Below are 5613 nucleotides of genomic sequence, written 5' to 3'. Positions count from 1 at the left end.
TCGGCGATAGCATCAAGATCGGCTACTTCTATCTGGCGGCATCGAATCATCGTCCGAACCCCGTTTTAGGATCCGATCTCGCTTGTTCGTCGGCAGGTCGACGAGTCTAAGTATTGACTTTTCAAATTCTCAATAGGCATTCACGTGGACCTCCCTTGAAAACAAGGTCAGCAGGATAATTCGGAGATCGAATAGAAACGACAGTTGTCGACGTAGTACAGATCGTGCTCCACACGTCGCTGCATTTTCTCGAGCGTATCGGTGAAGCCGCGATACCCATTGACCTGAGACCTGAGCCCAACCACTAGCCCCCGGGCTCGACACTGTGGCGGCGAAAAAAGACAAAATCAGCTCAGCGAACGCCTCGTTTTGGGCGGTTGCATGTGGACGTGGCCCTACGATCGACATGTCGCCGGCCAGGACATTGAAGAGCTGCGGGAGCTCATCGATGCGTTCTCTCGTTGAGCCCTCTCTTCGTCATCGTTTCGCTCGCAATAAAGCTGGATCCCTACTCCAGCTCACTATCGCCGGGGGCGGAGTGCAACGGCCCCGAAGGATTACCCCCTCTGGCTTCTCCGAGCCAACGCCTATCGCAGGATTTTGCTTCCAGAGCTGGCACCAGTTCTCCCGGTGGACATCCAGGATCCAGAAAAGCACCTTGTCGTAGTCGTGCCAACGCCTTTGCGTGAAGGATCTTTGGTTGGTTGACCACAGATGGAGGCGTGTGCGTTATGACAAAGAGGTCAACATCTCGCTGCCTGTAGAACGAAAGGCCGATTATCGGCTGCCAAACCACAAAAGACGCATCTGTTATCGCGAGTTCGAGTCTCGGAAGCATATCCGGCACCTAGGCGGCCATCGCACGGAAGCCGTTTGGACGAATACAGAGAGTGTTCGAGATGGCGTTGACCGGAGGCGCTGACTACCGGCGGCCCAATCATGACACGCGCCAACGCCGCTGAAATCTTGTTCTGGTTCCTGACCGGCGCGCCCGGCAGCGTGTCTCGACTTGGCGCACCCCGAAAGGTCAGGAGCTGAAATATGCGGCGCGTATTTCGCTCGACCTCACGCACATGCAGGTCGAGGACAAGCTCGTCAAGCTCGGTCCCGGCATGGCGGTGACGATCGAGATCAAGACCGGCGCGCGCAGGATCATCAGCTTACCTTCTCTCGCCGCTGGCGAGGTACAAGCACGAAGCGCTGCGGGAGCGCTAGACGCTGGAGCACCTCCACCTGCATCGCATCGAAAGATGCGATGCAGGTGGAGGCTTTTTCAATTCGACCTGATCTCATCACGCTATAGTGCGCGCGGCTGTCCGAGCGGCAAAGCGGCACGCCGTCATGCGCCTCAGATGGGCAAGAGCACAATCTCTGAATACAGCGTGTCGAGCTCGCCGGCCGCCAGCACCGGGGAACGGTAACAGGCGCGCAGCGGGCGCATCATGCCCCGTGGCCGCACCAGAAAGAGCCGCGCATCCGCGACAAGCGCCGCCGTCCATTGCCGGCGCAGGATCGCCAGCTTGACGCGCTCGAGATGCCGCGACAGCAGCTCGGGTGCACTGCAATGCAGAATCTCCGAATAGGGGATCCGCACAGGCAGAACTCGCCCCAGTCCTGTCAGGTGCGTACGGCGCTTGACCACCAGATAGGCATCATCCGACCCGTCGCTGACGGTGAGCTGAAGGCAGTCATACGGCGCGTGATCGTCGAAGATTTGTCGTTGCTCGCTGGTCAGTCTCTCGCGGACCACAGCCGGATCGAAGTTGATGGCCGGCCGGCTCGGCCTTACCAGCGTCTCTGCGTGCAGCATTGGCGGCATGAAGATCTGCTGTGAGTCCAGCGGCGTGAAACGCTGCCCCAGGAGGGCAGCCCAGGAGGTCGCGCCCGGCGTGAAAGCCGTGTAGGTGAGGCTCTCGTCCCCCAGCACCGCAGCGAGCAGGGCCATGCCCCCGCCGCGGTACTTCGGGTGCACGGCCCAGGACGAGATGTTGCAGACGACCGCTGCCTTCCCATTCACCTGCCGCCGGGCGGCGATGGCACCAACGAAGCCGACGACTGCGTCGCCATCGAGGAGCATGAAGCCGTGTCCGTGATCGGACCAGCCATGGTGGAACAGCCGGCGCCATGTGGCGGCCTTGATAGCTGGAAAGGACTCCTCGAGAAAGCGGCAGACCGCCTTCTCGTCGTCCGGACCCACGGCACGGAGTTGTGGCCATGACCGACTAGCCTGCGGCGCCGCCACTGCCTCCGCGCCGACCGACAGGACCGTAGCCAAACCTTCGATCGAGGGTGCCGACAGCAAGGCCGAGAGCGGTATGGGATGCCCGACATGGTCCTCGATCTCAAGCAGCAGGTTGACCAGCACCAGTGAGTCCACGCCCAAGCCAAGAAGGTTATCGGACCAGCCGATGGGCGAGACGCAAAGCACGCGCTCGCAGATCGCCTGCAATTGCCCCTTCAGCCCGTCGCCGTCCCTGTGGCCTGGCGCCGGCGCTCGTGGTCTGCTGCTGGCCGCTGGCGCCACGACAGCCGGATGACTGGTGATCGCATCGAGGCATTCCGGGTTCTGCAGGGCATCACGGTTACGTGCAAGGCGGCCATTCACCGCATCGCGCCCCGCGGCTTCGGACCGCTTGCCGCTAAAGGTGATAGGAAGCGCCTCGACCTGTGCGATGCGCGCCGGCACGAAGGCCGGAGAGCCGCAGCGCGCAAGCTCCGAGCGAATGTGCTTCGACAGCGTGTTGTCGAGCTCTATGCCTTTGCGCAGTACGACCAGGAGAACCATGCGCGTGCCGCCCGGCTCCTGCTCGGCCTGCTGCTCGACCGCCATCGCCTCGCGGATCTCCTCGATGTCAGCGAGGATGCGATAGATCTCCGCGGTGCCGATGCGGATGCCGCGCACATTAAGGACCCCATCGGATCGGCCATGCAGCCGCCAACCGCCGTGGGGCGTCGCCTCGATCAAATCGCCATGCGTCCAGAAGCCGGGGTTCTGGGCGAAATAGGCGGCATGGAAGCGCGTGCCGTCGGCATCACCGTGAAAGCCAAGGGGCCGCGAGGGAAAAGGATTGGCGCAGACCAGCTCCCCGATCCGCGCCTCCGGATCATCATGCAGCGAGCGGACATCGAGGCCAAGGCTGCGACACTGTGCCTCGCCGCGATGGACGGGCAGGTTCGGATTGCCCAGGACAAAGCAGCCGATGATGTCGGTGCCGCCCGAGATCGACTGCAGCGGGATCTCGGCTTTCACCTCATCGCGGACCCAATCGTACTGGCGGGGATACAGGATGGAGCCGGTGGAGAGCACGGCACGCAAGGCGGAAAGGTCGAGCATCCGGCGCGGCGAGAAGCCTGCCTGCTCGCAAAAGTGCAGATAGGCGGGATTGGTCCCGAAGACCGTCACACATTCCTTGGCAACGATCCGCCAGAAAGTGTCCGGCCCTTCGAGCGGCCCATCGTATAGTACGAGCTCTACGCCGGACGCGAGCGCGGAAAGCTGCCAGTTCCACATCATCCAACCGCAGGAAGTATGGAAGAACAGCTTGTCGCCGGGGGCGAGATCGCAGTGCAACCGGTGCTCTTTCACATGCTCCAGCAGGGTGCCCCCGATGCCGTGCTGGATGCATTTCGGCGGGCCGGTGGTGCCTGAGGAGAACATCGTGAACAGGGGCTGATTGAACGGATGGCGCGGCCAGCCGGGTCGGTCCTCGCCGTCAACGGCATCGCGCAGCAGATCGGCAAGCCTGTGCAGTGGCACCGTTGTCTCACCGGCGACAAGCGAGCCGTCGTCCAGCGCGACGATCGCGGCGAGGCTCGGCAGGCCGGCCGCTGTACCATCGACGCGCTCGGCCACCGAGGCGCCCAGATCCCATGACTCCGCCCCGAGACAGCCGAACAGCACCACCGGATCTAAGGGGGCAAAGCGCGCAAGGATAGCAGGTACGCCCATGTCCGGGGCACAACTGGCGAAGGTTGCACCAGTGGCAGCGGTGGCCAGCGCCGCAATGACCGCCTCGGCATTGTTGCGTGCGATCGCGACAACATGGTCACCACGGCGCACACCCAGGCGCTCTAACCATCTTGCCAGCCGTGCGGCTGCGACGCGAAGTGCGCCGCGCGTGTAAGTATTCCGGCGGCCGCCCGCGTGGCAAGCGGTCAGTACCGGCTGATCCGGACTGCCGGCGAGGAGGCACTCGGTGTAGTTGAGACAGAGATTCGGGAAAAAGCGAGCGGTCTCGCAGGCCTCGCTCACACAGACCGGCTCAACCGCACCATCCTGGGGCACGCGGCACCACTCCAGGAAGAGGCGCCAGAAGCTTTGAAACTCCTTCACCGAGAAGCGATCCATCGCAGCATGGTCGGGCAGCTGCTGGCCAGTTCGGACCTCACACCATCGCATGAAGGCGCTCAGTTGCGAACGCGCAACAGCCTGGTCATCAGGACGGAACACGACTTTCTCTGGAGGGGGCACAACCATTCTCCCTCCCTGTCTGTTAAGTCGCTGATGCGAAAGCCTAAACAACTATAAAGCCCCTCAAACTGGCGAATTGGGGCCCTTCGGCCTCTCCGTCGCAGCGCATTGCGTTCCCGTAGCGCACTGCCCTGCCGGATCTGCAAGACTAGAGGCCATACTCACCCCCCGAACGTGATCTTCGGCGCAGCATGCGCCTTCCCGATAAAGTTCGCAGCGACCTGGGCATAGTGTTTGGAAGCCCAGGATGGAGTGGTCAGACGCATGTGTCGTATCGCAAAATGCGCCTCAGGTGCGAGACCTTTCGGAGTACCTCTGGAACCCACGGTTGTGGTTGGAATAAAGTTATATGAGACTCGTGAAGCGCTGGACATGCTCGAACCAAACGACCGCGCGCCGGGCGCGGCGCAAGCCAGCAATGAGCCAAGAGGTCGGGGGCTGGAATATGCGGCGCGCATTTCACTCGATCGCACGCACATGCAGGTGGAGGACAAGCTCGTCAAGCTCGGCCCCGGCATGGCGGTGACGGTCGAGGTCAAGACCGGCGCGCGCACGATCATCAGCTACCTTCTCTCGCCGCTGGCGAGGTACAAGCAGGAATCGCTGCGGGAGCGGTAAAAGAGACCGGCTCCCGCAGCCTATGCGTTGTGCGTCGTCAACCTGAGGGGAGTGCCTGCTGCGATCTCGCGTGCTATTCACGCGAGTGCAGCAGGGAACATCCTGGGCGTCGGGGACGAAAGTGTCGCAACTTACTCCGCGATGGGATCGTTCGCGCGACTCAGTCGTCTCCGGGTCCCTGCGTCTACTTGTAGAGCCGCGCCGCCGCGCGAGTCCCTCGGTCCACGCCCTTGCGGAGTAGACCGTCGATAGGGGGTACCGCGACGTGACTAGACTGGGGGACCAATGGAGCCGGCTCGTTGATCTGCTCCATCTCGGAGATCACCTCGAGAGGCTTCGCAATCCCTCTGCCCGGATCGACGGCTGTGAGCGCGCGACCGCTTGCCGCTCGTACCAGCGATCCATGGTTCATTCCCCAGATCGCCGCTTGCGTCCGGTTCTGGACTCGGATCTTGCGCAAGATCGCCTTGACATGCACCTTCACAGTGGCTTCGGCGATATCGATCTTTCGGGCAATGCATTTG

Annotated in this window: 3 protein-coding genes and 2 pseudogenes; 2 read left to right on the top strand and 3 right to left on the bottom strand. The window is 62.4% G+C overall.

Features of this window, described 5'->3' with window-relative positions:
• Positions 1-129: 129 nt before the first annotated feature.
• Positions 130-450: a sugar transferase gene (locus Q2941_RS50460; protein WP_458197370.1), complete on the bottom strand. Its 321-nt coding sequence runs from the start codon at positions 448-450 to the stop codon at positions 130-132.
• A gap of 569 nt (positions 451-1019) precedes the next feature.
• Here Q2941_RS50460 and Q2941_RS50455 point away from each other — a divergent pair.
• Positions 1020-1215: pseudogene (locus tag Q2941_RS50455) on the top strand (HlyD family type I secretion periplasmic adaptor subunit); the annotation flags it as partial.
• A gap of 133 nt (positions 1216-1348) precedes the next feature.
• Here the strand turns inward: Q2941_RS50455 and Q2941_RS50450 are convergent.
• Positions 1349-4450, bottom strand: coding sequence for an acetoacetate--CoA ligase (locus Q2941_RS50450; RefSeq protein WP_458197369.1), 3102 nt, complete (start codon positions 4448-4450; stop codon positions 1349-1351).
• A gap of 405 nt (positions 4451-4855) precedes the next feature.
• Between Q2941_RS50450 and Q2941_RS50445 the strand changes: the two are divergent.
• Positions 4856-5089, top strand: a pseudogene (locus Q2941_RS50445) (HlyD family type I secretion periplasmic adaptor subunit); the annotation flags it as partial.
• A 184-nt stretch (positions 5090-5273) separates the two neighbouring features.
• Here Q2941_RS50445 and Q2941_RS50440 read toward each other — a convergent pair.
• Positions 5274-5613, bottom strand: a 340-nt coding sequence (locus Q2941_RS50440; protein WP_458197368.1) for a LuxR C-terminal-related transcriptional regulator, incomplete at its 5' end; no start/stop codon positions are given.

Source organism: Bradyrhizobium sp. UFLA05-153, assembly GCF_054185185.1.
This window is presented reverse-complemented; position numbering and strand designations above follow the sequence as displayed.